21 protein-coding genes are annotated in these 25,377 nt (G+C 71.0%); 9 read left to right on the top strand and 12 right to left on the bottom strand.

What is annotated here, in order from left to right; translation table 11 throughout:
- Window positions 1–37 precede the first annotated feature (37 nt).
- Together ACIA73_RS19805 and ACIA73_RS19800 are read right to left on the bottom strand one after the other, a co-directional pair.
- The gene (locus tag ACIA73_RS19805; protein ID WP_399439888.1) at window positions 38–1,093 is read right to left on the bottom strand and encodes a PDR/VanB family oxidoreductase; all 1,056 of its coding nucleotides are present in this window, start codon (window positions 1,091–1,093) and stop codon (window positions 38–40) included.
- Between the two features lie 89 nt (window positions 1,094–1,182).
- Complete coding sequence (locus ACIA73_RS19800) at window positions 1,183–1,941, bottom strand: IclR family transcriptional regulator (protein WP_399439887.1); 759 nt, start codon at window positions 1,939–1,941, stop codon at window positions 1,183–1,185.
- A 344-nt stretch (window positions 1,942–2,285) separates the two neighbouring features.
- Here ACIA73_RS19800 and ACIA73_RS19795 point away from each other — a divergent pair, with 344 nt between their 5' ends.
- Window positions 2,286–3,044, top strand: coding sequence for a DUF4232 domain-containing protein (locus ACIA73_RS19795; RefSeq protein ID WP_399439886.1), 759 nt, complete (start codon window positions 2,286–2,288; stop codon window positions 3,042–3,044).
- Between the two features lie 111 nt (window positions 3,045–3,155).
- Here the strand turns inward: ACIA73_RS19795 and ACIA73_RS19790 are convergent, their stop codons facing one another.
- Window positions 3,156–4,601, bottom strand: coding sequence for a glyceraldehyde-3-phosphate dehydrogenase (locus tag ACIA73_RS19790; protein ID WP_399439885.1), 1,446 nt, complete (start codon window positions 4,599–4,601; stop codon window positions 3,156–3,158).
- Window positions 4,602–4,775: 174 nt separating this feature from the next.
- Here ACIA73_RS19790 and ACIA73_RS19785 point away from each other — a divergent pair, with 174 nt between their 5' ends.
- Window positions 4,776–5,534, top strand: a complete 759-nt coding sequence (locus ACIA73_RS19785) for a spermidine synthase (protein ID WP_399439884.1) — start codon at window positions 4,776–4,778, stop codon at window positions 5,532–5,534.
- A 101-nt stretch (window positions 5,535–5,635) separates the two neighbouring features.
- Here the strand turns inward: ACIA73_RS19785 and ACIA73_RS19780 are convergent, their stop codons facing one another.
- From ACIA73_RS19780 to ACIA73_RS19750, 7 genes are all read right to left on the bottom strand, one after another.
- Window positions 5,636–8,494: a DUF5682 family protein gene (locus ACIA73_RS19780; RefSeq protein WP_399439883.1), complete on the bottom strand. Its 2,859-nt coding sequence runs from the start codon at window positions 8,492–8,494 to the stop codon at window positions 5,636–5,638.
- Entirely contained in the window at window positions 8,491–9,603 is a 1,113-nt protein-coding gene (locus ACIA73_RS19775) for an AAA family ATPase (RefSeq protein WP_399439882.1), read from the bottom strand. The genes ACIA73_RS19780 and ACIA73_RS19775 overlap by 4 nt, the downstream gene beginning before the upstream one ends.
- Before the next feature lie 108 nt (window positions 9,604–9,711).
- Window positions 9,712–11,232: a VWA domain-containing protein gene (locus tag ACIA73_RS19770; protein WP_399439881.1), complete on the bottom strand. Its 1,521-nt coding sequence runs from the start codon at window positions 11,230–11,232 to the stop codon at window positions 9,712–9,714.
- Window positions 11,229–12,617, bottom strand: coding sequence for a hypothetical protein (locus ACIA73_RS19765; protein WP_399439879.1), 1,389 nt, complete (start codon window positions 12,615–12,617; stop codon window positions 11,229–11,231). The genes ACIA73_RS19770 and ACIA73_RS19765 overlap by 4 nt, the downstream gene beginning before the upstream one ends.
- Window positions 12,617–13,123 carry a hypothetical protein gene (locus ACIA73_RS19760; RefSeq protein WP_399439878.1) on the bottom strand — a complete coding sequence of 169 codons (507 nt, stop codon included), beginning with the start codon at window positions 13,121–13,123 and terminating at the stop codon, window positions 12,617–12,619. The genes ACIA73_RS19765 and ACIA73_RS19760 overlap by 1 nt, the downstream gene beginning before the upstream one ends.
- Before the next feature lie 193 nt (window positions 13,124–13,316).
- Window positions 13,317–14,573, bottom strand: coding sequence for a D-alanyl-D-alanine carboxypeptidase family protein (locus ACIA73_RS19755; protein ID WP_399439877.1), 1,257 nt, complete (start codon window positions 14,571–14,573; stop codon window positions 13,317–13,319).
- Window positions 14,574–14,807: 234 nt separating this feature from the next.
- Complete coding sequence (locus tag ACIA73_RS19750; protein ID WP_399439876.1) at window positions 14,808–15,695, bottom strand: LysR family transcriptional regulator; 888 nt, start codon at window positions 15,693–15,695, stop codon at window positions 14,808–14,810.
- 165 nt (window positions 15,696–15,860) lie between these two features.
- Between ACIA73_RS19750 and ACIA73_RS19745 the strand changes: the two genes are divergently transcribed.
- The 5 genes from ACIA73_RS19745 (at window position 15,861) to ACIA73_RS19725 (ending at window position 19,226) form a co-directional block, all read left to right on the top strand.
- Window positions 15,861–16,910 (top strand): YncE family protein, encoded by a 1,050-nt coding sequence (locus ACIA73_RS19745; protein WP_399439875.1) that lies wholly within the window; start codon window positions 15,861–15,863, stop codon window positions 16,908–16,910.
- A gap of 109 nt (window positions 16,911–17,019) precedes the next feature.
- Window positions 17,020–17,670: a TetR/AcrR family transcriptional regulator gene (locus ACIA73_RS19740; protein WP_399439874.1), complete on the top strand. Its 651-nt coding sequence runs from the start codon at window positions 17,020–17,022 to the stop codon at window positions 17,668–17,670.
- A 5-nt stretch (window positions 17,671–17,675) separates the two neighbouring features.
- Complete coding sequence (locus ACIA73_RS19735) at window positions 17,676–18,524, top strand: alpha/beta fold hydrolase (RefSeq protein WP_399440119.1); 849 nt, start codon at window positions 17,676–17,678, stop codon at window positions 18,522–18,524.
- Window positions 18,525–18,546: 22 nt separating this feature from the next.
- Entirely contained in the window at window positions 18,547–18,840 is a 294-nt protein-coding gene (locus tag ACIA73_RS19730; RefSeq protein WP_399439873.1) for an ArsR/SmtB family transcription factor, read from the top strand.
- Window positions 18,837–19,226: a VOC family protein gene (locus ACIA73_RS19725; RefSeq protein WP_399439872.1), complete on the top strand. Its 390-nt coding sequence runs from the start codon at window positions 18,837–18,839 to the stop codon at window positions 19,224–19,226. Before ACIA73_RS19730 ends, ACIA73_RS19725 begins: the two co-directional genes overlap by 4 nt.
- Window positions 19,227–19,253: 27 nt before the next feature.
- On the opposite strand, the gene ACIA73_RS19720 is transcribed toward ACIA73_RS19725, so the two are convergent.
- On the bottom strand, window positions 19,254–20,192 hold the full coding sequence (locus ACIA73_RS19720; RefSeq protein ID WP_399439871.1) for an aminoglycoside phosphotransferase family protein: 939 nt from the start codon (window positions 20,190–20,192) through the stop codon (window positions 19,254–19,256).
- Window positions 20,193–20,404: 212 nt separating this feature from the next.
- On the opposite strand from ACIA73_RS19720, the gene ACIA73_RS19715 reads away from it, so the two are divergent.
- Window positions 20,405–21,394: an ATP-binding cassette domain-containing protein gene (locus ACIA73_RS19715; RefSeq protein WP_399439870.1), complete on the top strand. Its 990-nt coding sequence runs from the start codon at window positions 20,405–20,407 to the stop codon at window positions 21,392–21,394.
- On the top strand, window positions 21,391–22,182 hold the full coding sequence (locus ACIA73_RS19710) for an ABC transporter permease (protein ID WP_399439869.1): 792 nt from the start codon (window positions 21,391–21,393) through the stop codon (window positions 22,180–22,182). The genes ACIA73_RS19715 and ACIA73_RS19710 overlap by 4 nt, the downstream gene beginning before the upstream one ends.
- On the opposite strand, the gene ACIA73_RS19705 is transcribed toward ACIA73_RS19710, so the two are convergent.
- Window positions 22,163–25,297, bottom strand: coding sequence for an ATP-binding protein (locus ACIA73_RS19705; RefSeq protein ID WP_399439867.1), 3,135 nt, complete (start codon window positions 25,295–25,297; stop codon window positions 22,163–22,165). The two genes, ACIA73_RS19710 and ACIA73_RS19705, sit on opposite strands and share 20 nt — an antisense overlap.
- Between the last annotated feature and the right edge of the window lie 80 nt (window positions 25,298–25,377).

Genomic DNA, 25,377 nt, shown 5'->3' with positions numbered 1-25,377 from the left:
GTCTCTCCTCACGGGGGAGCGGTCACGGGGCGAGTGGTCAGAGGTCGAGGACGAGACGGTCGTCGCGGGAGCGCGACACACACGGCAACAGGCAGTCCTCGGCGGCCCGTTCGTGGTCGGTGAGGACGGAGTCCCGGTGGTCGGGGCGGCCTTCGAGGACCGTGGTCAGGCAGGTGCCGCAGGTGCCCTGCGCGCAGGAGGACAGCACCTCGGCCCCGGCGTCGCGCAGCGCCTCAAGGACGGAGACGCCCGCATCGACGGTGACGGTGCGCCCGGACCGGCGCAGCTCCACCTCGAAGGGGCGGGCGCGCACCGGCGGGGCGAGCTCGGCGGTGAACCGCTCGGTGCGCAGCGCGTACCGGGGCCAGCCGGCACAGGCAGCCTCCACGGCCGCGAGCAGCGGGCCAGGACCGCAGCAGTACACCTTCGTGTCCGGCCGGGGCGTCCCGAGCATGCCCGCGAGGTCGAGCAGCCCGCACTCGTCCTGGGGCACCACGCGGACCCTCTCCCCGTACGCGGCGACCTCCGCACCGAAGGCCATCGAGTCACGGGAGCGCCCGCCGTACACCAACTCCCATTCAGTGCCCAGGAGTTCCGCCTGCCGGACCATCGGCAGCAGCGGAGTGATGCCGATGCCGCCCGCGACGAAGAGGTACTTCTCCGAGGGGACCAGCGGGAAGTGGTTGCGCGGCCCGCCGACGCCGACCCGGTCCCCGGGGCGCAGCCGGTCGTGGACGTACGCCGACCCGCCGCGCCCGCCCGGCTCGCGCAGCACCGCGATGCGGTAGCGGTACGCGTCCCAGCGGTCCCCGCACAGCGAGTACTGCCGCACACCGCCGTCGCCGGGCAGCACCAGATCGATGTGCGCACCGGGTGTCCAGTCCGGCAGCCGGGCCCCGTCGGGATGCTCCAGGGTCAGTGCCACGACCCCGTCGGCCGCCCGTTCTTTGGCCGCGACCACCAGGGACACGGCGTTCACCGGTCCGGGGCGCGCCTCGGACCCCGTACGGGAGGACGAGCCCGAACCGCCGACGGGATCTCGGACCGGACCGCCGGTCGATCCACCCGTCGAATCACCACTGCCGGTCACCATGTGCCTCCCACCCTCGGGTTGACTGCCCGAAGGATGTGCGGCGGAGGGGCCCCGCCGCGACGGCGTTCTCACTCAGTGAGAGGCCGGGGTCAACGGGGAGCGGCAGGCGCCGCCAGCGCCCGCGAGATGCCGCGAGCGGCGGCCCGTACCACCGGCACGCAGGACGGGCCCGCCGCGTCATTGGGGACGATCACCGACAGCGCCGCCACCACGGCTCCCCGGTCGTCACGCACCGGAGCCGCCACGGCCAGGGCGTCCTCGTGCACATAGCCGGGGCACAGGGCGTACCCCTGACGGCGCACCTCCGCCAGCACCCGCCGCAGCCGCACCGCGGGGGTCGGGCTGTGCGGGGTGCGGCCGGGCAGCGGCCCGGCGAGCACCCGGACCCGCAGTCCGGGTTCCGCGTGGGCGAGCAGCACCAGCCCGCTCGACGACAGATGCAGCGGCAACCTGCCTGCCACCGTGCTGTAGTTGACGACCGCACCCGGCGCGGACAGCCGCTCCAGGAACAGCGTCTCCTCCCCGTCCAGGACCGCCAACTGCACATGGTGGCCCACCACGTCGTGCACCCCCTCCATGAACGGCATCGCCGCATCCCGCAACGACCGCACCGGAGAGGCCCGCATCGCCAGCTCCCACATGCGCACCCCGACCCGCACCCGGCGGTCACGGTCCCTGGTCAGAAAGCCGTACGACACCAACTCGGCCACCAGCCGCGACGCCGTCGCCAGATGCAGTCCGCTGCGCCGGGCCACCTGGGACACCGTCAGCGAGGGATCCTCCGCCGTGAACGCCTCGAAGATCCGCACCGCGCGGGACAGCACCGACTCGCCCCCACTCGCCGGCACCGGCCCACCCCCTCCCTCAAGTACGCGCTCATCATGCGACCGGCCCGCGGCCCGGTCCAGGGGTGCACCGCGTGGGGCTGTGCGCGCCCACCCGCGAGGGGAAGCACGGGGACGGCGGTGAGTGGCTTTGCCACAGCCTCGTAACGGAATTGGCTGAGAGGCATCCGCAGCAACCCAAAACCCATCCTGAGCTGCCAGAACGGGCAAAACTGAAGCGTTAGTGGAACGTGAGTGGAACGGCAGGGCCGGGGCCGAGTCTGACAAAGGACCGGATGCCTGCACGGGGCATCCAGCAGCCAATTCCGCACCCCTCAGCCACTCCGTACCTTTCAGGGAGCCCCCACATGCGTACTGCCACCCGCCGCCCCGTCGTCCTCGCCGCGACCGCTTTCGCCGCGCTCACCCTGACCCTGACCGCGTGCAGCGGTGACGGCACCGGCACCAGGAGCGAAGGGGGCGGCGCGCCCGCTTCGGCGCCGAAGGATGCCGCCGGGGCGGCGTCGGGGGACAAGGCCACGGAGGGCGGCAAGGGAGAGGCGGGCACCTCCGGTTCCGGTACCTCCGGTGCTGGTACCGCTGGTTCCGGGGACTCGGGTTCCGGCACCTCCGGTTCCGGAGCGGCCACCTCCGGTACGCAGACCGGCGCCAAGTCGCAGCAGAAGGCCGGGGGCAAGGCCCGCGCCTGCACCGTCAACGACCTGAGCATCACCGCGGCGAAGCAGGAGGGGGTGCCCACCACGCACATCACGCTGACCGCCAAGAACACCTCGGGCCGCTCGTGCACCCTGGTGAAGTACCCGCTGCTCGCGTTCGGCGACATCCAGACCGCCAAGGACGTCCCGGCCGTGCCCAAGAGCAAGCCCGGCACCCCCGTGGTCCTGGAGGCCGGCGCCCCGGCCTACGCCGCCGTGCGCATCAACAACGGAGGCCGCGACGAGGAGAACCGCGCCGTGAGCTCCTTCAACGTCAACCTCTTCGCGGCCGACGGCCCGGCCGAGGGCAGCAAGGTCGTCAGGATCGCGGGCGGCATCGCGGTGGACGACGCCGTCGCGAAGACGGGGTACTGGACTCCCGAACTGCGCAACGGAGCCGACGAGTTCTGAGCCGCCCCGGGCTGAAAGTCCGGGCTGCCGGAACGGGAAACGACAGGACGGCGGGGGTCTGCACCCCCGCCGTCCTGTGCTGTACCGGCTCTTCAGCCGTGCCGTGCCGTGCTAGGCGACCGGCGCCGGGTAGGTCGGGTACTCGACCCCGGAGACGTGCTGGACGACCCGGATGACCTGGCAGGAGTAGCCGAACTCGTTGTCGTACCAGAGGTAGAGGATCGCGTCGTCGCCCTCGGCCTTCAGAGCGCCCGCGTCCACGATCGAGGCGTGACGGGAGCCGACGAAGTCGCTGGAGACGGCGTCGGGGGCGCTGATGAAGTCGATCTGACGCTTCAGCGGCGAGTTCAGCGACACGTTACGGAGGTAGTCGAGAACCTCCTCGCGGGTGGTCTCGCGGGCCAGCCGCAGGTTGAGGATCGCGATCGACACGTTCGGGACCGGAACGCGGATCGAGCTGCCCGTGATGGTCGCCTTGAGGTCCGGCAGCGCCTTGGCCACGGCGGAAGCGGCACCCGTCTCGGTGATCACCATGTTGAGCGGCGCGGAACGGCCACGGCGGTCCGAGCTGTGGTAGTTGTCCAGCAGGTTCTGGTCGTTGGTGAACGAGTGGACGGTCTCCACGTGACCGCGCAGCACACCGAACTCGTCGGCCATTGCCTTGAGCGGCGGCACGATCGCGTTGGTGGTGCAGGAGGCGCAGGACAGGATCTGGTCGTCCGGCTTGATCGTGTCGTGGTTGACGCCGTGCACGATGTTCGGAACGTCGCCCTTGCCCGGGGCGGTCAGTACGACCTTGTCGATGCCCGGCCGGAGGTGCTTGGAGAGGCCCTCGCGGTCGCGCCAGCGGCCGGTGTTGTCGATCAGGATGGCGTTCTTGATGCCGTACTCGGTGTAGTCGACCTTGGTCGGGTCGTCGGAGTAGATCATCTTGATCGCGTTGCCGTTGGCGTAGATCGTGTCGGTCGCCTCGTCGACGGTGATCGTGCCCTGGAACTGGCCGTGGATGGAGTCACGGCGCAGCAACGACGCGCGCTTCACGATGTCCTGGCCCGCACCCTTGCGGACGACGATGGCACGCAGCCGCAGACCGTTGCCGGAACCCGCCTTCTCGATGAGCAGCCGGGCCAGCAGACGGCCGATCCGGCCGAAGCCATAGAGGACGACGTCACGGGACTCGTTGCGCTCGATCTTGTTCGCGCCCGTGGCACCGGCCACGGCCTCGGCGGTGAATTCGGCCACCGTGAGACCACGGTCGTCGGACCGGTGCGCCTCGGCCAGCAGGCCGATGTCGATCTGCGAGGGCCCGAGGTCGAGCGTGGTGAGCGCCTGGAGGAAGGGGAGCGTCTCGATGATCGAGAGCTCCTCGCCGGCTATCTGGCGGGCGAATCGGTGGGTCTTGAGAATGCTGACCACCGACTTGTTCACCAGCGAACGGCTGTGCAGCAGGATCGTCACGTCCCGCTCGCGGTGCAGCTTGCCGATGATCGGAATCATCGACTCCGCGATCTCCTCGCGGTTCTTCCAGTGGGTGAACGAGTCGTCGTTGACAGTCACAGGGTTTCTCTTTCGAGCTAGGCGGCGCTCATATGCTAACCCTCCTGCTTTTCGATCATGCAAGCGGTGTCGCCGGGACGTGCGGAACCCGTGGAACTTCGGCGCGGGGGGTCTCGTTAGTGCACGGTGAGCGGCCGGCAGGGACGGCCGCGGACACCGCGGAAAGGAATGCGCATGTCAGCCCCCGCCCTCCTCGTCGACATCGACCGCCAGCAGGGTCCGCACGGGGAGGTGGTTCTGCGCCGACGCGGAGAGGTGTACGAGATCATCGCCAACGGCTGCTTCCTGATGGACACCTCGGACGGCCGCTCGGAGCGACTGCTGATCGATGCGGCTTATGAGGCGCTGGGGGGTGCCGGGCGGGCTGGTGGCGTGCGCACCGGTGGGGTGCGGCCGTCGGTGCTGATCGGGGGACTGGGGGTGGGTTTCTCATTGGCGCATGCTGCGGGGCAGGAGCGGTGGGGGGCGATCACGGTGGTGGAGCGGGAGCGGGCGATCATCGGGTGGCACCGGGAGGGGCCGTTGGCGGCGATCTCGGGGCCTGCCCTCGCGGATCCCCGGGTGTGCGTCCTGGAGGCGGACCTGGTGGCCCATCTTCGTTCGCCGGTACGGGAGTGGGGCGGGCGTCGCACCTTTGGCGAGGACGGGGTTCCCGGGAGCCAGGACACCTATGACGTGCTGTGTCTGGACATCGACAATGGGCCGGACTGGACGGTCACCGACGACAATCGCAATCTCTACACCCCTGGTGGCCTGGCGGCCTGCCGTGCGCGGTTGAACCCTGGGGGTGTCCTCGCGGTGTGGTCCGCGCAGCCGTCGAGTGCCTTTGAGGGGGCGATGCGGGAGGCGGGGTTCGGGGAGGTGAGGACGGAGGAGGTTCCGGTGGGGAGGGGGGTGCCGGACGTGGTGCACCTCGGTCGCAGACCGGCTTGAGCTTGAGGGGGAGGGTCTGCGGCCCCCCCCCGACGGAGTCGCACCCACCCCGCCCCGGCCCACCCCGCTCCCTCCGGAGAACCGGCCCACCCCGGCCACCCCTACACGCCGGCCACCAACACCCCCACCGCCTCCGCCGCCCCCGGATACCTCTCCACCAGCACCGCCCCCGCCGGATCGCAGTCCTCCGACTCCCACCCCCCGTCGCACCCCAACAATCCCGCCACTGCCTCACACACCGCAGGATGCGCGGCCAGCAACGCGACACCACGCCCGCCCTCCGCCCGCACGGTCGGCACCGACCCCGCCCCACCCCGCTCCCGCCAGGCCGGCACCCACCCGTCCAGCGCCGCCAGCCGCCCCGGAAACACCCGCCCCGCCTCCCGAATCAACAACCCGGCGGGTTCCGCCCGGTCCGCCCGCAGGGTGGTGATCAGCGTCGGCAGCCACGGCAACAGCACCGGATCCGGCAGCCGAGCAAAGGCATTCGACACCGCCTCCACCACGAACCCGGTCAGCGACGGCACCGGCTCCAGTGCCTGCACGAACCCACTGATGTAGCGCGGATAGGCCGGCACCACCAGCGGATTGGTCAACAACTCATCGCACCTGGAACGGAGTTCGTCCGCCGACAGGCGCCCGAGATGACACTGGGCCGCCCACAGCAGCGCCGTCTTCTCCGGCCCCTGAGGATGCGACTGCGCGACCGCCAGCTCCAGCTGAGTGCGGTCGCACCCCAGCGACAGCGCCAACGACTCCATGCCGAACAGGAAGCCCAGCATCGCCGCCACCTGCCGGACCGTGGCGCCGTCGTCGGTGAACGCCGTCGGCAGCAAGGTGCAGTAGTGCGCGTACCCCGCCTTGGTGAACGCCTCGATCCACGGCGGCAGCACCGGCTCACTCGTCCGGTAGTAGGCCAGCAGTCGCCGCACCCGGCGCAACACCTCCGGCGCCCCGTCCACACTGCGCTCGGCGGCGAGCACCTCCAGCGCGCGTACGCCCAGCTCATCGGCGAGACGCCGGCTGCGCAGATACAGGGTGGCGTCCTCCACGGCCTCCAGAACGACCGCCGCGGTGGCCTTCGAGTCGTAGGCGGTGCGGCGCAGTCGCTGTTCGAGCACCTGCTCGATGCTGACGCCTTCGTAGCCGAGCTCGATGAGTGCCCGCTGATGCGTACCCAGCGCCAGGTCCCAGGACTCCTGGATCGACCGCTCGCCGAGTTTCCGCTCACCCATGATCGGGCGGGCGGTGCCCGGCGGCATGAGGTGGCGCAGCATCCACAGCACGTCGGAGCACCGGGCCAGTTCGGGCCGTCCGGCGATGTCGAGAAGTGCCCGCTGCACCCCGCGCTGCTGGAGTTTGAGGTTCAGCGGGGCGAGCCGGTCGTGCACGTCGCGAGCCAGCGGCGGCAGTGCGTCGTAGCCGACCTGTCCGACCCGGTCGCCGCCCATCATGATCTCGACCAGCCGGCCGACATCGCGCCGGCCGGGCACCGAGTCCTTCTCGATGCAGGTGACGGCCGCGTCCTGGAAGTCGTACGGCGTCGGCTTCGCCCGCTCCCGCATCCCGGCCAGCAGGATCGACGTCTCGAACACGGCGATGGCGTCGGCGGTGGATGCCGGATAGCCGTTGCGCCGGGCGGCCCGCACGATCTCCACCGACCAGCCGAGCAGCTCAGCCTCGTCCAGCTGGTCGAGTACGGGCGGCTGTTGGAGGAATCCGGTGAGCCTGTCCCCGGCAGACGGGGGCGCAGTGGTGAGCGCCGGTGCGGGCGTGGATGTCTTCTTCCTGGGCTTCGCCTTCCGCGCGCCCGCCTGCCCCGCCAGCCGGAAGGGCTCCACCCGCGTCCGCTTGAGGTTCTTCGCCCACAGGGTCGCCGCGATCGACACCGCCCCGGCGGCGAGGCCGAACTGTGCCTCGATCGCCGCATGGCTGGACGGGATCAGACCGTGCTGCCACTTGGTCGCAGAGCGCTCGCTGATCTCGAAGGTGTCGCTGCCGGCCACCCCGAACTCCGCGACCCTGCTGGCCGCGTGAAAGGCGCCGCAGACGTAGAGACAGTCCTCGGGATCGGTGCCGGTGGCCGCCAGATGCGCACGCATCCGCGTCCACATGTAGCGCTCGCGGTTCTCGTCGACACCGATCCGCCGCTCGTCGCCGGGCGCCAGCCGCCGGAAGAGGCTGCCGATCAGGAACATCACCTGGCGGTAGGTGTCGTGGTCCGCGTCGCCGAGCGGCAGCTCCACATACTGATGCCACCACTCCGACCAGTGCCGAACCTTGCCGTGCCGCAGCAGATGCTCCTCCAGCTCGGCGAAGCGCGGCCGCAGATCACCGATCTTCACGCCGACCGCATCCCCGTGCAGCGCCGCCTCCTCCTCGCGCGCAGGCGCGTCCTGATCAGGCGTGTCCGGATCGCCGGCCCCGGCCGCGCGTTCCTCCCGTACGTCCCACTGGAAGACGTGGTCCGAGGAACGGTCGACCAGGACCAGCTCCACCCCCGGCGTCTCCAGGGCGTACGAGATCGCCTGGTACTCCGCCGAGGCCTCGGTGATCGGCGCGACCACCGACAGCGGCGCCCACTCGGGCGGGAAGCCGTCGATCTCGCTCGCGAATGCCTGGACGGCCACCGGCAACCGGCAGTTGCGCAGTTCGGTGAGGAGCGGAGCCATGTCCTCGCACAGCTCCAGGTACACCACCTTCGGCTGTTTCTCCCGCAGTCTGCGGGCCATCGCCAGCGCCGAGGCGGGGGAGTGGTGGCAGACCGGGAAGATCTCCAACGGTTCGGCCGCCGCGCGGTCCACGTCGTCGACCATGCCCAGGAGAATGCCCTCCAGGGTGTCCGGTCCACCGGCGAAGGTCTCGGCCGCCTCCTGCAACTGCGCACGCAAACCGGTGAAGGTGCCCTCCGAGGGCCCGACCGGACTGACGGAGCTGACCGGGCTGACAGGGCTGCTCATGACAGGGTCGCAATCGCCTCGCGGCCGCCTTCGAGGAACTCCGGCCAGTGCCCGCCCTCCTCCTTGCTGCGCGGCTCCACCACCCCGTGCAGATACTTGTTGAGAATGGCGAGGTCCTCCGGCTCGCGCCGGGCCAGCGAACCGACCAGCGAGGACGCCAGCGTGCGGGCCGTGAGCGCCTGTTCCCCGAAGAAGTTGCTGTGCAGGATCGCGTCCTCCAGTACGCCGATCTGCTCGGCACTGGACAGCGCCGACTCCAGCTTCTCGTCGTCGCTGCCCGCGGCTGCCGCGGAAGCCCGCAGATCGGCGAAGCTCTGGAGGAGCACATCCAGCAGGTTCGGCGGCACCTCCAGTTCCAACTGGTGCCGGTTCAGCAGCTCCTCGGTGCGGAACCGGACGATCTCCGCCTCGCTCCGCCGGTTGGTCACCACCGGGATCCGCACGAAGTTGAAGCGGCGCTTGAGGGCCGAGGAGAGGTCGTTGACACCCCGGTCCCGGCTGTTCGCTGTGGCGATCACCGAGAAGCCGGGCTTGGCGAAGACGATGTTGTCACTGTCCAGCTCCGGCACCGAGATGTACTTCTCGGACAGGATCGAGATCAGCGCGTCCTGGACGTCGCTGGTGGAACGGGTCAGTTCCTCGATCCGGCCGATCGCGCCGGTCTCCATCGCCGTCATGATCGGCGACGGGATCATCGACTCCCGTGACTGCCCCTTGGCGATCACCATCGAGACGTTCCAGGAGTACTTGATGTGGTCCTCGGTAGTGCCGGCCGTGCCCTGCACGACCAGTGTGGAGTTACGGCTGATCGCGGCGGCCAGCAGCTCCGCCAGCCAGCTCTTCCCGGTGCCGGGATCACCTATCAGCAGCAGCCCCCGGTCCGAGGCCAGCGTGACGATGGACCGCTCGACGAAGCTGCGGTCGCCGTACCACTTCTGCGAAATCTCCCGGTCCAGGCCGTCCGAGCGTTCGGACCCCAGGATGAACAGGCGGACCATCTTCGGCGACAGCCGCCAGGAGAACGGCTTGGGGCCGTCGTCGACCGACTCCAGCCAGTCCAGCTCCTCGGCGTACTTGGTCTCGGCGGGGGCACGCAACAGGTCGGACATGTGAAGCCTTTCTTGGACGAGGTCATGACGGACCGCGCCGCGGGCGGTGACGCCCGAGCGGGGGAACGAGCCAGGTGTTGAGCGGTGAAGGTCCCGGTCAGCTGCGCACTAGGCGGTGAGGAACGTCTTCAGCTCGTGGACGAGCTTGCGTATGTGACCGGAGAGGACCGGTGTGCCCAGGTCCTTGAAGCGCTCCCGGAACCACGGGTTCACACTGCCCCGGCCGGAGCTGGTCACCGAGCCGACCGGAATGAACCTGGCCCCCGAGCGGTGAATGGCCGCCATGCTCTCGAAGAGCGGCTCGGTCCGCCATTCGTAGAAGTCGGAGATCCACACCACGACCGTGTTGCGGGGTTCCGCGATCTTCGGCTGGGCCAGTGCCATCGCCACCGTGCCGTCGGTGCCGCCGCCGAGCTGGGTACGCAGCAGCGTCTCGAAGGGGTCGTGCACCCAAGGGGTGAGGTCCAGCGCCTGGGTGTCGTACGCGATCAGATGGACGTCCACCTTGGGCAGCCCGGCGAAGATCGACGCCAGGATGGTGCAGTTGACCATCGAGTCGACCATCGACCCCGACTGGTCCACGACCACGATCAGCCGCTGCGGTGTCGTCTTGCGCGCCGTGTGCCGGTAGTAGAGGCGGTCGACGTACAACCGCTCCTCCTCCGGGCTCCAGTTGGTGAGGTTCTTCCAGATGGTGCGGTCGAGGTCGAGGTTGCGGAACACCCGCTTGGGCGGCACGGACCGGTCCAGGGCGCCGACCGTGGACTTCTCGACCTGGGTGCGCAGCACCTGGGCGACCTCGTCCACGAAGCGCCGGATCAGATCCTTGGCATTGGCCAGGGCGACCCCGGAGAGGTTGTTCTTGTCCCGCAGCAGCTGCTCGATCAGCGACATGCTCGGCGTCAGCCGCGCGGCGAGCGCGGGGTCCGCCAGCACCTCGCGAAGCCGCATACGCTTCACCAACTCGGCTTCGATATTGCCCAGTTCGGGGCCGATCGACGGAATCAGCCGACTGAGGTCGGGCACGGCGTGCGAGCCGCCGGAACCCGTCGGGCTTACACCCCCACCGCCCCCCGCGCCCCTGCCGCCGCGCAGGTCTCCCGGCTTGCAGCCGAGCGCCCGCTCCAGCCAGCCCGCATCGGACTGCCAGCACGCCAGCTGTCCCGCGCTGACCGTGCCGGGGGTTGCGGCGAACACATTGAGCAGCACCTTCGACACCAGCGCCGCGCGTCGCACCTCGGCGGCCCGGTCACGTGCGACCGTGCTCCCGCCGTCCTCGGCCGGCTCCGGTGCCATGAGGCCGTCGAACTCGGCGGCCAGCTCCGGATGCCGCTGCACGATCGAGTCGACGGAGGCCTGCGGGTCGAGCAGCGCGGCGGGCAGCCCGATGTCCTCGACCACGGCCAGACTCGCCGACTCCAACGCGGCCTGCTCCTCGGGCTCGAAGAGCCGGGCCAGCAGCCGCCAGTACAGCGCCTGCCGCCGATTGCCGTGCGCGACGGAGTCGAGTGCGACGGACTCCGGCCGGTCGGTCAGGTCGGGCCGACCGGTCAAGCCGGTCGGGTCGGTCTCTTCGATGCGGTCGGTCTGCTCGGTCTGCTCGGTCTCTCCGGCTTGTCCGGTCGTCATTTCCGCAACAACCTCCCCGCCCGCTCCCGCAGCGCCGCCACCGCATCGGTGGCCGCCTTCTCCGCCTTCACCCCGGCCTTGTCGGCCGTACCCCCGGCCCAACCCCCGGCGTGGAGGGTCACCGCCTTCCTCCGTACGGTCGCCTCGACGGCGAGAGGCTGGAGGCGGTACGTCCCGGCGTCCCAGCGCAGCAGCCCGATGCACGCACCGGACCCCGTGACCGCCTGCGGAGTCAACGGCGAGGCGGCGGGAATCCGGTCCGTATCGACGGCCAGGGCCTGCCCGGCGACGGTGAACGTCGTCCCGTCGTCGTCCTTCACCACCCCGTACCCCTCCAGGAACACCGGTACGGCGATCCGCACAGGATGCCGGTCCAGGGGCGCTGTCACCGAGTCGGCAGCGGTCGGCAGGGCGACCCGAGCGGTGGCGAACGCATCCGCGCTGTCCCCCGACCGTGCACGCTCCTCCTGCCAGAGCAGATCCCCCTCGGCGGTGACGGGCATCTCCGAGAGCTCCATTGCGCGACCCTCACCGACGGCCGCGAGCAGCGACATGTGCGGGCGCAGCAACTGCCACAGCCCGGCTCCGACCACCGTGTCCGGCTTCGGCACCGACACCGTCGCCCGCACCACTCGGGCCGCCGCACCGTCCGCGGGTTCGAACACCGCGTGCACCTGGGCCTGCACGGCCCCCGCATGCTCCTGCACATCGACGCCCAGCGGCAGCAGCCGCCCCGTGAACGCACCGGTCGGCGCGGCATCCGCCGCACCGGGCAGCGTCAACAGCAGAGCCCGCGACCACAGATCGGCCCACCGGCGCACCGGCACTCGTTCCAGAGTGGCCCCGGGGCAGGACGCGGCCAGTTCGAAGGCGAAACCGTCCAGGACCGTCGCCAGCCGGCGCAGCGCCGGGTCCCCGAGCATCGCCGAGACCACGGGCGCGGCCCCCGAGACCAGCTCGTGGTCGATACCCCGCCACCCGGCACGCGCCAGGTCGCACAGCCAGGAACGGGCCGCGACCAGCAGGTTCACCGACTGCTGCGCTCCGGCCGGGGAACGGACCGCATCGAGTGAGGGCCGCCCGGTCACCTCCGCGACCCGCTCCGTCAGCGCATCGTGCACGGAACCCAGCAGCGCCGTACGAGCGGCGGCCAGCGCCACCAAGTGGTCCTCGCCCGCCGACCCGGCCGCCGCCTTCTCCGCGGCCTCCGCGGTCCGGGCGGCCAACGGCGACCCGGCCACAGCACCCGCGAACTCCGCCAGCCGCACGGCCACTTCGGCCGGCGGCCGCAGCAGGCCGCTGACCAGCGACCCGTCGAAGGCATCGACGGCGGCCAGGGCCTCGTCCAGTCCCTCGATGCTCTCCCCGAGCAGATCGGCCCGCATCACGCCACCGCCCTGGTCGGCGGAAACCAGTGCATCTCCGGCAACGGCACGGTGACCGGCGCCAGTTCGAGGTACCCCAGGTGACGCAGGAACCGGCTGAACACCGGCGCCGCGGCCGTGGCGTCCCCCTGCGACGGCCGGGCACTGCTCATCGCGTAGGTGATCCCGCCCGCACTCGGCTCGTCCTCCCCAACGGTCTCCACCCGCAGGTACCGGCCCACCCGCCCGGCCCCGTACTGGAGCACCGCCTCGTTGATCAACGCCCGGATGTGATTGCAGTACGACCCCCGGGCGCCCCCGCAGGGCCGGTTGTTGTTGGTGCTGCACGCGAACGCGTACGTACCGGCCACGACCGACGAGACGTACACCCGCGCGATGTCGGAGCCGCTGGACACCACCCCCTGCAACCGTCCGTCGGCCAGCTCCACGAACGGAACCTTGGCGAGCTTGCGCGGCCTCGCGGGCGCTATCACCCGCGCCGTGCTGGACCTCTCCCACTCCGTCAACACACCATCCCCCAAGCAGCAGGAACCACGTCCACGCCTTCTCCGGCGGGACGTGAATCAACTTAGCCGCGACCACTGACAATGGACTTCGAGCCGCTGGTCACAGGGCATCCGCAGCGACTTGGACGGTCCATCAACAAGGTGTCGGGGAGGGGCGTTCGGGGGAGCGGCCGGGCCTGGGGGCGGGCGGCTCTCAGCCCGTCGAACGACCCCGCTCGTGCCCACTCCCGCGTTGCGAGACGACCACCACGACCGCACCCGCGGCCACCGCCACCGCCCCTCCGATCCCCGCCCATCCGAGCGCGCCGAGCGGCTCCGACGCGGCGCCGCCGACCGCCGTGGCAGAGGACGCGGGCGGGGCGGCGGCGGCGACGGGCGGCGCGACCATCGGGTCGAGACTGCCCACCGGCTGCGCCCGGCCCGCGGCCGAGAAGCCCCAGTCCAGCAGGCGGCGCATCTCGTTGTAGACCTCGTCGTGCTTTTCCGCCTGCGGGTTCATCACCGTGACCAGGAGAGTGCGCCCGTCACGGTGGGCCGCCTCGGCGAGGGTGTTGCCCGCATGGGTGGTGTAGCCGTTCTTTCCGCCGATCAGACCCGGGTACTTGGCGACACCGTCGATACCCGACAGCATCCGATTGGTGTTGGCGATCGCAAACGGCTTGCCCTTGGTGCTGGGCCCGCCGGGGAACTCGGCCTGCGCCGTGGAGCAGTACTCCTTGAAGTCCGGGTTCTTCAGCCCCGCCCGGAGGAACAGCGAGAGGTCGTACGCCGAGGAGACCTGTCCCGGAGCGTCGTAGCCGTCGGGGCTGAGGACATGTGTGTCCTTCGCGCCCAGTTCGTCGGCCCGCTTCTGCATGTCCGCGACGGTCTTCGGTACGCCGCCGTGCAGCGCGGCCAGTACGTGCACGGCGTCGTTCCCCGACCTCAGGAACACCCCGCGCCAAAGGTCGGCGACCCCGTAGCTCTGCCCCGGCACAATGCCGACCGCACTGCTGCCGGAACCCATCCCCTCCAGTTCGCCGGGGGTGACCCGGTGGCTGGTGCCGTGCGCGACGGACGGCAGCACGGTGTCCGCGAACAGCATCTTGAGGGTGCTCGCCGGAGGGAGCCGCCAGTGTGCGTTCGACGCCGCGAGGACCTGCCCGGAGCCGGCGTCGGAAACGATCCACGAAAGTGCTGTGAGCCCCCGCGGCAACTCCGGCGCGCCCGAACCGACTTGAGGACCCGGCCTGCCCAGTCGCTCGCCGCCCACCGAGGACATCCGCGCCGGAGGTGTCCTCGCCGCCTTCGAGCCGGGCGCAGCCGCCTCCTGCCGCTTCTCCACGGCAGACGTGTCCGTCGCCCGGTGACCGCCCGCCGCGGCGGGGGAGACCCCCGCGAAGGTCGTGACCGCGGTGACCGAGAGACCCGCCACGGCGTGCCGGAGCCAGGGAGATGTGAAGGAGCGCATCCCCCGAACGTATCGCAGCCGGTACCGCACAAAACCACACTGACCAGTGGAATTCCCCACGCCCCGAAAGGGAACGGGATCCTTCCGAATCCCGTCTCCACGCCCCCGGCGAACGCCCCCGGCACGACCCCGTCTCCACGCCCCCCGGTGAACGCCCCCGGCACGACCCCGTCTCCCGGGCCCGGCAAACAGCCCCACCGTGCCCCGGCAATTCCTCCGGCGCCCCGACAGCCCCTACGCCACCACGACCGAAGCCGCCAGGTGGTCCCGGAACCAGCGGTGCCCCGGATCGGCCGCCGTCCGCGGATGCCAGGCCATTCCGAGGTCCATCGGTGGCAGCCCCAGTGGGATGGGAAAGGTGCGCAGCCCCAGCGCGGCGGTGGTGCCGGGTAGCCAGCCGTCCAGGGTGAGCGACACCAGATCGGTCTCCCTGGCGAGCATCATCGCGCCCGTGTGGCTGGGCACCACCGCCGCGATCCGGCGCTTCAGCCCCCGCTCCGCGAGCGCGCTGTCGATGGGGCCCAGGCGCTTGCCGTGCCGGGAGATCCCGATGTGGTCGGCCGCGGCGAAGCGCCGGGCGTCGATCCGTCCCTCGAACAGCGGGTGTCCGCTGCGGGCGACAGCGACCACCGTCGCCGAAGTGAGCCGGCGGCTGCGGATCTCCGGATCCAGCTGTCCGAGCACCCCCAGCTCGACGTCCACCCCGCCCTGTCGCAGCCCGGGGCCACCCTCGGCCGACTCCGGCAGGAACACGACATCCACCTGCGGAGCCTCCGCGCGGATCCGGTCGGTCAGTTTCCCCGCCAGTCCCACCAGCAGCAGATCCGTGGCCTGCACGGTGAACGTCCGGCGAAGATGCACCGGATCGAAGCCGGCCCCGGGCCGCAGTATGTCTTCGCAACCGCGAATCAGTGCGCTTACCTCCCCCCGCAGTTCCAACGCCCGCGGGGTCGGTACCAGCTCCTGCCCCGCACGGACCAGCAGCGGATCACCCACCGTGCGCCGCAGCCGCGCCAGCGCCCGGCTGACCGCGGCGGGTGACGTACCGAGCCGCTCCGCGGCGCGCGTCACACTGCTCTCCTGGAGCAGGGCATCCAGGACCCGAAGCAGATTGAGATCCACCAAATGCCTTCCTGAGCAGCGTTATTGCGTCTTGGGCAATGAATAGATGCCCATCTTTGCATTGCCCGGCCGGCTGCCCCTGCGGACAGTGAAGGAGTGCGGACAGTGAAGGAGTCCACACGGACACCGACCCACCCACCCCTCTCCACTCCATGGGAGCCCCCGATGCAGTCATCCCCCCGTGCGGGCCGACACGGCGACGTACTGGCCGTGGTCAGCCAGAGCGGCCCGAGCGTCTCCTTCTTCGACGCCGCCACGGACCGGCACCTCTCCACGCTCCGACTCACCGCCGAGCCGCACGAGTTGTGCTTCGATGCGAGCGAACGACTGCTCTGGTGCACCACGGCGTACCACTCGGGCTACTACCACGCGCACTCCGGCCGGCACACCGTGCTGACCGCCATCGACCCCGATACCCACCGCATCGTGGAGGTCGTCGACCTCGCCCCGGAACACGGGCCGCACGGGCTGGCCCTGGACGTGGGGCGCGGTCGCCTGTACGTCAGCGTGGAGGGTTCCGCCGACCGTCCCGGCGGGGTCGTCGCACTCGACACGAAAACCCGCAAGCCGCTGGGTCGCATCGACACGGACGCGCCCGGGCCGCACTGGTTCGCCATAGACCCGACGGGCGGCAGGGGCTACGCCACCAACAAGGAGGCCCCGTTCGTCTCCGTCGTCGACCTCGACCGCGGCACCCTCGCCGCGAAGATCGAGGTCCCGGGAAGCGAGGGGCTGGCCGTCGCCGCCGACGGCGCGTACGTCTACGTCGCCGCGCCGTACGCCGGATTCGCCGCCGGCCCGGAAGCGCCGGCCACCGGCGTCCGGGTCATCGACACCCGTACGGCAACCGTGGTCGACACCCTGGGCACGGAGAACGTCGTCGTGCCGGTCCACCTGACCTCGACCGGAAAGCTCCTCGCCGGTGAAGCCCGTATGGCCGTCGATCCGGCCGACCCGCTCGGCCACCACGCCCCGGGGCAACTCACGGTCTTCGACGCCGACACCCGCACGCGGCTTGGCCAACTCCCCGTGAACCGCTTCCCGTTGACCCTCGACTCCTCGCCCGACGGCCGCCTCGCCTACGTGGCCTGCGTCGTCTCCTCCACCGTCGACATCATCGACCTGGAAACCCACCGCACCCTGGCCTCCCTGAACATCCCCAAACTCGCCGAACCCGGGGCTCACGGACTGGCCTACATTCCCCGCCGGTCCTGAGTGCTTGCGGGTGAACCCCGGTCCGGCGCGAGCCCAGAACTCCCCTCTTGCGAACCTAGGGCCCCTAGGTTAAAACTAGGGGGCCTAGGCAAGACTTCGGGGAGGGCATATGGCAAGGGCCGGACTGACAGTGGAACGAGTGACGCTCGCGGGCGCCGAGCTGGCGGACGAGGTCGGGCTCGACCGGGTCACCATGGCGCAGGTCGCGCGGCGGCTGGGCGTGAAGGACGCGAGCCTCTACGCCCATGTACGCAATCTGGAGGACCTGCGCGGCCGGATCGCACTGCTCGCCGCGGACGAGAAAACCCTCCGTATCGCAGAGGCGGTCGCCGGGCGAGCGGGCCAGGACGCGCTGGTCGCCTTCGCGAACGCCTGGCGGGAGTACGCCCATGAGTACCCCGGCCGCTACACGGCGACCCAGACCCGCATCCGGATCGACCCCGAGCTGGCCGCGCAGGCCCCCGGACCGCGGCGCGCCGGACTTCTGACGTACGGGATGCTGCGTGGCTACGGCCTGGCCGAGCCCGACCTGACCGATGCGGTCCGACTGCTGCGCAGCACCTTCCACGGCTTCGTCGCACTGGAGGCCACGGGCGGCTTCGCGCACGAGCGTTCGCCGGAGCAATCCTGGCTGCGCGCACTCGACGCCCTGCACCTCGCCCTGGAGAACTGGCCCGCCACTCCGAGAACTCCCGCCGATCCGCGAACCCCCTGCGATCCGGGAGTTCCCACCACCCCGCCGCAAGGACTCCCCTCATGACCCCGATCACCGCCCCGGCGACCGGGACCCTGCGCGTGCCCGGCGCGACCCTGCACTACGAAGTGCGCGGCCGGGGCCCGCTCCTCCTGCTGATCCCCGGCGGGGCGGGCGACGCGGCCACCTTCGACGGCGTCGCCGACGACCTGGCCACCACGTACACCGTCGCCACCTACGACCCCCGGGGCATGTCACGCAGCCCGTTGGCCGATCCCTCCGCCGGGCAGCAGGTGGCCGAACACGCCGATGACGCCCTCCGCCTGCTGGATCTCCTCTCGCCGGACGAACCCGCCAGGCTGTTCGGCGCCAGCTCGGGCGCTATCGTCGCCCTCCACCTGCTCACCGCCCACCCCGAACGCCTCACCCGCGTAGTGGTGCACGAGCCACCGGTGGTCGAACTCCTCCCGGACGCTGCCACCAGCCGGGCCCTCCTCGCGCACGTCGTGGAGACGCTCCGCACCGAGGGCCTGATGCCCGCGATGAGCGCATTCGCCGACGGGCTGAGGAAGCCGGGCGCCCCCACCGCCGCACGGACCGAGCGCCTCACCCTCCCGCCCCAGGCAGCGGCACGCGCCGCACGGACGATGGCCAACCTGCCGTACTTCATCGAGCGCATCGTGCCCCGCTTCATGGCCTACGTCCCGGATGTCGACCGCCTCAAGGCGCTGCCCGAACACCTGGTGATCGCCAGTGGCCGCGACTCGGAGGGCGAACTGCCCCACCGTGCGACCGCCGCCCTGGCCGCCCGCACCGGCGCGCGGCTCCGGAACCTCCCCGGCGGCCACACCGGGCTGACCACGCACCCCGCCGAGTTCGGTGCGCTCCTGCGACTGGAGTTCGAGTTGATAGGTAAGTAATTACTTGCCTATGGTGGGAGGCGTGGCGGACGACATATTCAAGGCGCTGGCCGACCCCACCCGTCGGCGCATCCTCGACGAACTGGTGGAACGCAGCGGCCAGACCCTCTTCGAGATCTGCGCACGGCTGGTGACCAAGCACTCTCTGGGGCTGAGCCGCCAGGCGGTCAGCCAGCATCTCGCCGTACTGGAATCAGCCGGTCTGGTGCTCACCCGGCGCGAGGGCCGCTACAAGTTCCACGATCTGAACACCGAACCCCTTGAGCACATCGTGACCCGGTGGCTCAGGCCCGACACCTCGGAGCGCACCCCATGAGGATCCATCTGACCAGCGTTTTCGTCGACGACCAGGCCAAGGCCATGCGCTTCTACACCGAGGTGCTGGGCTTTGTGGTGAAGCATGACGTGGCGATGGGGGAGGAGGCCCGCTGGCTGACCGTGGTCTCGCCCGAGAACCCCGAGGGGACCGAACTGCTGCTGGAGCCCTCCGGCCACCCGGCGGTCAAGCCCTACACGACGGCCCTGGTGGAGGACGGTATTCCGGCTGCTTCCTTCGCGGTGGACGACGTCGCAGCAGAATTCGAGCGCCTGCGAGGGCTGGGTGTGCGGTTCACCCAGGAACCGCTGAAGATGGGCCCGGTCACCACGGCGGTGCTGGACGACACCTGCGGAAACCTGATCCAGATCATGCAGGGCGGGTAGCGGTGCCCCGCCCGGAGGCCGACCGGCTCAGACCCCGCCCCCTGCCCGTCCCTCTCCGGCCTTCTCCAGGTCGGTGAGGGTCGCCGTGATCTGGCGAGCCGTCGCGGCGGCGATCCGGGGTGACCCGGCCGCGTAGGTGGTGTAGGCGTTCAGGCCGCAGGTCAGGGCCCACCCGCGCCCTCGCGCCCAGGTCGCGTCGTCCACGTCCAGGTTCGTGCGGAAGACGGACCGGCCGGGTGAGTTCAGCAGGGTGAAGGCCATCATCAGGTCGCTCGCGGGGTCACCGAATCCCAGACCCCCGAAGTCGATCACCGCACTGAGCCGCCCGCCGACGGTCAGCAGATTCCCGGTGTGGAAGTCTCCGTGGAACCACACGGGCGGACGGCTCCACGGCGCGGCGGCGAGGGCCGTGTCCCACACCGCCGTCATCGCGTCGGCGTCGAACACCTCCGCGACCTTCTCGATGTCGGCCCGCGTCGACCGGTCCCGCGAGGCCAGCGGCTCCGGAGCCAGCGCCGCAGCGGCCCCCGGATCCGGCCTGCACACCTCCCCGAAACCCCACAACTCACCGAGAAATCCGGCGAGTTCACGGGCCGCGTCGGGAGAGTCGCCGAGGGCGTCCACCGTGGCGACCTCGCCGTCCATCCACCGGAAGACCGACCACGGCCACGGATAGCCGAAGTCCGGCCGCCCCTGCGCCACCGGAACGGGAACGGCGAGCGACAGATGGGGAGCGAGCCGAGGCAGCCAGGCGAACTCCTTGGCGAGATGGCCAAGGGGGCCCGTGTGGCGCGGGAGGCGTACCGCCAGCTCCGTACCGAGCCGATGGATCACATGATCCGAACCACCCGGCTCGACACGCTCCAGCGGCAGCCCGGCCCACTCGGGAAACTGCGAGTCGACCAGCTCGCGGGCGAGTGCGGTGTCACTCGCGGGGCGTACATCGGTCTCGGACTCCGTGGCCAAGAGCTTCTCCTGAAATTCGATCCCTGTACGGCCGGACAACGCCGCCCCGCGGGTCCTGTGTCTCAACCCCGGCGCGGCCCCCAGAGCCTGGCAGATCCCGTCCGTACTTCCGAGGGGATTTCCACCGGGGAGCGGCCCGGCGACGGCCGTGGAGCGCGCCCTGAAACCCTCCTGAAACCACCGTGAAAGCGCCCTGCCGCACCCTCCTGGCCATGACGAACTCCCCACCACCCGCCCCGGCCATCGAGGCCACCGCACTCCACAAGTCCTACGGCGACAGAACGGTCCTCGACGGCATCGACCTGAGGGTCCCGGCCGGCACCGTCTTCGCGCTGCTGGGCCCGAACGGCGCCGGCAAGACCACCATCGTCAAGATCCTCTCCACGCTCGTCACCGCCGATGCCGGTGAGCTGTCCGTCGGCGGCCACGACCCGGCCGCCGACCCGCAGGCCGTGCGGGCCGCGATCGGCGTCACCGGGCAGTTCTCCGCCGTCGACGGCCTGATCACCGGCGAGGAGAACATGCTTCTCATGGCGGACCTGCACCACCTGCCTCGCCGCGAGGGCCGCCGTACCACCGCCGAACTGCTGGCGCGCTTCGACCTGACCGAGGCCGCGCACAAACCCGCCGCGACCTACTCCGGAGGTATGAAACGCCGCCTCGACATCGCCATGACCCTCATCGGCAGCCCGCGGATCCTCTTCCTCGACGAGCCGACCACCGGCCTCGACCCGCGCAGCCGTCACCGCACCTGGCAGATCATCCGTGAACTGGTCTCCACCGGCGTCACCGTCCTGCTCACCACCCAGTACCTGGAAGAGGCGGACCAACTCGCCGACCGCATCGCCGTGTTGAGCGACGGCAAAATCGCCGCCGAGGGGAGCGCCGAGGAGCTGAAGCGGCTGATCCCGGGCGGCCATGTACGACTCGGATTCACCGATCCGGCGACGTACCGGAACGCGTCACTCGCCCTGCGCGAGGCCACCACCGACGACGACGCGCTGTCCCTCCAGATCCCCAACGACGGAACCCAGCGCTCCCTGCGCCGCCTCCTCGACCAGTTGGACTCGGCCGGAGTCGAAGCGGACGAACTGACCGTCCACACACCCGACCTCGACGACGTCTTCTTCGCTCTGACCAGCGACGCCGACCCCACCACCCGCACGCATCGCACCAGCCGCACCAAGGAGGCCGCCCGATGAGCGCTCTGCCCCTGACCGCACGGGACTCCGCCACCATGCTGCGCCGCAATCTCCTGCACGCACGGCGCTACCCGTCGCTCACCCTGAACATCCTGCTGACCCCGATCGTCCTGCTCCTGCTCTTCGTGTACGTCTTCGGAGAGGTGATGAGCGCGGGCATCGCAGGTGGCGTGCCGGACCGCTCCGCGTACCTCGCCTATCTCGTCCCCGGCGTCCTGCTGATGACCATCGGCGCCACCCCGGCGGGATCCGCGGTGTCCGTCGCCATGGACATGTCCGAGGGGATCGTCGCCCGGTTCCGGACCATGGCGATCCACCGAGGGTCCATCCTGATCGGGCACGTCGTCGGTAGTGTGCTGCAGTCGCTGATCAGCGTGGTGGTCGTCGGCGCCGTCGCCGTGACCATCGGGTTCAGGTCCACGGACGCCACTGCCGTGGAATGGCTCGCCGCGTTCGGGCTGCTCGCGATGGTCGCCCTGGCCTTCACCTGGATCGCCGTCGGCCTGGGCATCGCTGCCCCGAACCCGGAGGCGGCGAGCAACCACGCGATGCCGCTGATGATCCTCCCGCTCATCTCCAGCGCCTTCGTGCCGGTCGACGCGATGCCGGGCTGGTTCCAGCCGATCGCCCAGTACCAGCCGTTCACCCCTGCCATCGAAACCCTGCGCGGACTGCTGCTCGGCACCCCGATCGGCAACAACGGGTGGCTCACCGTGGCCTGGTGCCTGGGGCTCACCGTGCTCGGATACCTCTGGTCGAAAGCACTGTTCAACCGCGATCCGAGCTAAGTGCGCGGTGCGCCTCGCGCAGTTCGTCCCGCCCCAGGGCGGCGTACCGCGACACCGCCTCGCGGTACGCCGCCCCGGCTGCCTCCTCGGCGGCCCGGCGGGCGCGTTCGACCGACATCGTCGGCCGGAACTCGCCCAGCACCCCCGTCCGACCGGCCAGCGCCACCTCCCGTACCGCACCGGTGTCGCCGGCCACGAGCCCCGCCACCCCGAGCGCGAGCAGCACCGTCCCGCAGGCCGGCAGTTCCAGCGGAGTGCCGGGCGGACCGTCGAGCAACCTGCGCTGCCGCTGACGCAACAGGCCGATCAGCTCCTCGACGAGATCGGAACGACCGGCGTACGCGTGCGCGGTGACCGCCGCCGACTGGATCTCCAGCGCCCAAGGGTCCAGCCAGAAGTCGTCGACGCGCGCCGCCGCCGCCTCCGGCAGCCGCGCCACCGCACCGCGCCACAGAGCGAGACCCGCCTCCGTCAGCCCGCGGGCGAGCGCGATCTCCGCGCGCACCCCCAGATCAGGGCTGTAGAAGGCGTCCCGCTGCGGATCCCCCGCACCCTCCGCCTGCCGCTGCCAGTACTCGGCCTCGTCCGGCTCCGCGCGTTGCAGGCACGCAAGGGCGAGACCCCACCGGATCCCGATGTAGTCGTCCGCGTCACCGAGCCGGGGCAGCGCATCGAGAGCAGCTCTCAGAGCGCGGTACGCGGTGTCCCCCTCGCCCGACCTCAAGCACAGCTCGCTCAACCGTGAATAGGCCATGACCTGCACGGACGGGGTGTCAACCCGCGCCAGGGCGGTGACCATCCGGTGAGCCGACGCCAGTGCGCGACCGACGTCGTGCTCGTACTCCCAGAAATAGGTGGCCACACACTCGGCGATGCCGGCGACCAGCGGCCGGTCGCTGCCGCAGAGCTTCAGGAGTACGTCGTAGGAAGGAGGCAGCATCTCGGGGACCGCACCGAGCACCGCCGCGACGGCGCGCAGCGGAGTGTCCGGCGAGGCCGGGGGCAGCCGCCGCAGGACGACGAGTTGGCGTACGACATGGGGCCCGTACCCCATGAACAGGCTCGGGGTGCACAACACCGCGGCGGCCCGGGCGACTTCGACGTACGCGGGCTCCGGGTAGTAGTGCGACAGCGGCGGGCCGGTGTCGGCGGCGAGTGCGCCCAGGCGCGGGTAATTGGAGTCGGTGGCGAACAGGGCTGCCAGTACGGCGGTGATCGCGGCGATGGCCGGGCCGTCCGAACGGGTCAGGGCCAGCCGCAGCGCCGCCACGAGATTGTCCTGCTCCGCCCGGATCCGCTCCCATCCGGCCAGCGGCTCGGGGCCGAACAGTACGTCGTGCTGAGACACGCCGAAATTCGTTGCCCAGCGCAGGAGTCGGACCACGGCCTCGTCCTCCTGCCCGGCCTCCGCGCGCCGGGCCGCGCTGAACTCCCGTACCGTCTCCAGCATCCGGAACCGCACCCCGGCAGGCGTGTCCACAACCGTCAGCAACGACTGGCCGGCCAATTCCTCCAGCAGATCCAGCGCGGCACCGCCCAGCACCCACTCCGCCGTCCCGACAGAGAACCCGCCGGGGAAGACGGACAGCATCCACATCGCCGCCCTGGCCTCCTCCGCGAGCAGATTCCAGCTCCACTCCACCACCGCGTACAGCGTGCGATGGCGCTCGGGCGCATCCCGCGCCCCGCCCCGCAACAGCGCGAACCGGTCACCGAGCCGACGGGCGATCTCCGGCACCGACAACACCCGCACCCGGGCCGCCGCCAACTCCACGGCCAGCGGCAGTCCGTCCAGATGACGGCACACCTCGGCCACCGCGTCACGCGCCGGCTCCACGCCCGGCCGCACCGCCCGCGCCCGCTGCACGAACAGCTCGGCCGCCACCTCGGGGACGAGCTTCGGCAGCGCGTACACCACCTCCGAGGTCAGGCCCAGCGAGGCCCGCCCGGTGACCAGGACCCGCAGCCCCGGCGACGACGCGACCAGCCTCCGTACGAGAGCGGCGGCACCCCGCGCGACCTGCTCACAGTTGTCCAGCACCAACAGCACAGGACCCGCGCCGAGCACACCGAGAATCTCCGCCACCGGATCGGCCGGCGCACGGCCGCCCGCCGTGCCGTGCCGCCCCTCGACGGCGCCGAGCACGGCCGCCACCTGTGCCGCCACCTCCGTGTCCGCGCTCACCCCGGCCAGCGGCACGAAGTACACCACCCGCTGCTCGGCCGCCCGGCCCACGGCATGCGCGAGACGCGTCTTGCCCAGCCCGCCGGGCCCGACCACGCCCACCACCCGCGATTCCCGCAACAGCCCCGACACCGCCGCCACATCCCGGGCCCGCCCCAGCAGCGGATTCGGCTCGTGCGCCACCCCATGCCTGACCAGCGGCGCCGCAGCGCGCAGCAGCTCCTGCTGTACGGCCCCGAGCGCGGCCCCCGGGCCCGTCCCCAACTCCTCGCGCAGCGCACGCCGGTACGCCTCGAACCGCGTCAACGCGGCCGGCGCCCCCACCGTCGCCGCCTCCGCACGCAGCAACTCGGCCAGCACCGCCTCGTCCCGCGGACGCTCTGCGGCCACCGCCGCCAGCGACCCCACCGCCTGCGCATGCCGCCCCGACCGGGCCAGTGCGAGTGCCCGCGCCCGCACCAGGGCATCCCGCACCAGGGCGCATCCGGCCCGCAGCTCCGCCACGGGACCGTCCGCCGACGCGGCCCGCCCGTCGGACGCGCCCTCCCACAACGCCAGCCCGGCCTCGGCAGCCGCCAGCGCCCCCGCATGATCCCCGGCCCCGGCCCGCTCGGCACTGAGTGCGGCATGCGCCCGCAGTACGGAACTGTCGACCTGGTCCTCCCGCAGGCCCAGCCGGTAGCCCCGGGGGGTGCTGACGACCACATCGGCCCCCACCTGCGCCCGTACCCGGGATACCAGTACCTGCACCGCTTTGCCGGGCCGCTCCGGCAGTTCACCGTCGGCCCACAGCCCTGCCACCAGGCGCTCGGTGCTGCACCCCGTCCGTACCTCACCCGCGAGCAGGGCGAGCAGCCCCCGCAGTCGGGGCGCGGTGACCTCCTGCCCCCGGAAGGCCACACTCGGCAACAGAACCAGGTCGATACCCACCCGCGCAGCCTAGCCAGGACGTCAACGCGCAACCGGGGCGCTCTCGTTGCAAGGAAGTGGAACGGCTGCCACCGATCCGG

This window comes from Streptomyces sp. NPDC051561 (genome assembly GCF_044454195.1).
Taxonomy (GTDB): Bacteria; Actinomycetota; Actinomycetes; order Streptomycetales; family Streptomycetaceae; genus Streptomyces.
This window is presented reverse-complemented; position numbering and strand designations above follow the sequence as displayed.

Bases quoted from the DNA above. Each gene is read 5' to 3' on its own strand.
- ACIA73_RS19805 (WP_399439888.1), bottom strand. From the start codon at position 1,093: ATGGTGACCGGCAGTGGTGATTCGACGGGTGGATCGACCGGCGGTCCG.
- ACIA73_RS19795 (WP_399439886.1), top strand. From the start codon at position 2,286: ATGCGTACTGCCACCCGCCGCCCCGTCGTCCTCGCCGCGACCGCTTTC.
- ACIA73_RS19785 (WP_399439884.1), top strand. From the start codon at position 4,776: ATGTCAGCCCCCGCCCTCCTCGTCGACATCGACCGCCAGCAGGGTCCG.
- ACIA73_RS19780 (WP_399439883.1), bottom strand. From the start codon at position 8,494: ATGAGCAGCCCTGTCAGCCCGGTCAGCTCCGTCAGTCCGGTCGGGCCC.
- ACIA73_RS19775 (WP_399439882.1), bottom strand. From the start codon at position 9,603: ATGTCCGACCTGTTGCGTGCCCCCGCCGAGACCAAGTACGCCGAGGAG.
- ACIA73_RS19770 (WP_399439881.1), bottom strand. From the start codon at position 11,232: ATGACGACCGGACAAGCCGGAGAGACCGAGCAGACCGAGCAGACCGAC.
- ACIA73_RS19765 (WP_399439879.1), bottom strand. From the start codon at position 12,617: ATGCGGGCCGATCTGCTCGGGGAGAGCATCGAGGGACTGGACGAGGCC.
- ACIA73_RS19755 (WP_399439877.1), bottom strand. From the start codon at position 14,573: ATGCGCTCCTTCACATCTCCCTGGCTCCGGCACGCCGTGGCGGGTCTC.
- ACIA73_RS19745 (WP_399439875.1), top strand. From the start codon at position 15,861: ATGCAGTCATCCCCCCGTGCGGGCCGACACGGCGACGTACTGGCCGTG.
- ACIA73_RS19740 (WP_399439874.1), top strand. From the start codon at position 17,020: ATGGCAAGGGCCGGACTGACAGTGGAACGAGTGACGCTCGCGGGCGCC.
- ACIA73_RS19725 (WP_399439872.1), top strand. From the start codon at position 18,837: ATGAGGATCCATCTGACCAGCGTTTTCGTCGACGACCAGGCCAAGGCC.
- ACIA73_RS19715 (WP_399439870.1), top strand. From the start codon at position 20,405: ATGACGAACTCCCCACCACCCGCCCCGGCCATCGAGGCCACCGCACTC.
- ACIA73_RS19710 (WP_399439869.1), top strand. From the start codon at position 21,391: ATGAGCGCTCTGCCCCTGACCGCACGGGACTCCGCCACCATGCTGCGC.